The sequence below is a fragment of the Mammaliicoccus sp. C-M13 genome, assembly GCF_022386845.1.
Classification (GTDB): domain Bacteria; phylum Bacillota; class Bacilli; order Staphylococcales; family Staphylococcaceae; genus Mammaliicoccus; species Mammaliicoccus lentus.
The window spans coordinates 1-1470 of sequence record NZ_JAJNHQ010000031.1; the positions used below are offsets into that span (position 1 = coordinate 1).

The 1470-nt window shown below is 42.4% G+C and carries 1 protein-coding gene; it reads left to right on the plus strand.

Going from position 1 to position 1470, the window contains the following annotated elements; all coding sequences use genetic code 11:
• On the plus strand, positions 1–1470 hold a 1470-nt coding region (locus LQ615_RS13290; RefSeq protein WP_239713621.1), incomplete at both ends, for a Rib/alpha-like domain-containing protein.

The following is a 1470-nucleotide window of genomic DNA, read 5'->3' on the forward strand; positions in this document are numbered from 1 at the left end:
ATAGTGGCGAAATTAATCCAACAAGCGTAACGGGCTTACCGGCAGGTTTAACGTTTGATAACCAAACAAAACAAATTACAGGTACGCCAACTGCTGAAGGTACAAGCACTGTAACGGTTACTTATAGAGATCCAAGTGGTAATAGTGTAACTAAAGAATTCATTTATAGAGTAGTCGACTCTACACCGCCTGCGAAACCGGTAATCCAAACGGATTTAACAGAAAAAGCTGGTACAACGACACCGATTAGTGTCACAGCGGAGCCAGGTTCAACAGTACGAATTTACATTGGCAGAGATAACAATAAAGTATTAATCGGAGAAGGCAAAGCGAACGCGCAAGGTAATGTGACAATCACACCTACGCGTGCGATACCGGCAGGTGAAATCACGGCTACAGCGACAGATACAGCTGTTCGTCCAAATACTTCTAATCCTTCTGAACCGAAGGTAGCGACAAATAGACGTACAGACGCAGAAAGACTTAACCCAACTGGTAAAAAACAAACAGTTGAGTTAAAAGCGACACCTAATGCTGAACAATCGATTAATACAGCTGGTTTACCGAGTGGTACGCGTTACGCGTACACAACACCTGTTGATACAACAACGACTGGTGATAAAAATGCGACTGTTCGTGTAACTTATCCAGATGGTAGCCATGATGATGTCGCTGTAGTGGTGGCAGTAAATGACACAATGCGTCCAACGGCACCAGAGATTCAAGAAAAGACAAGTGAAAAAGGTGCACCAATTCAAGCATTCACATTACCAAACGCGACAGACAATAGTGGTGAGATTAATCCAACAAGCGTAACGGGCTTACCGGCAGGTTTAACGTTTGATAACCAAACAAAACAAATTACAGGTACGCCAACTGCTGAAGGTACAAGCACTGTAACGGTTACTTACAGAGATCCAAGTGGTAATAGTGTAACTAAAGAATTCATTTATAGAGTAGTCGACACTACACCGCCTGCGAAACCTGTTATTCAAACGAATTTAACAGAAAAAGCGAACACAAAAGAACCAATTACAGTTAGTGCTGAACCAGGCTCAAGAGTCCAATTATTTGATAATAAAAATCAACCGTTAGGTGAAGGAACAGCGAATGACCAAGGTAAAGTTGTCATTACCCCGACAAAACCAATACCGGTAGGTAGTGTCACAGCGAAAGCAACAGATGCATCTAACAATACGTCATTAGCATCTGATATAGTGAATGCTACTGTACGACGTACAGACGCAGATAGACTTAACCCAACTGGTAAAAAACAAACAGTTGAGTTAAAAGCGACACCTAACGCTGAACAATCGATTAATACAGCTGGTTTACCGAGTGGTACGCGTTACGCGTATACAACACCTGTCGATACAACTACGACTGGTGATAAAAATGCGACTGTTCGTGTAACTTATCCAGATGGTAGCCATGATGATGTCGCTGTAGTGGTGGCAGTAAATGACACAA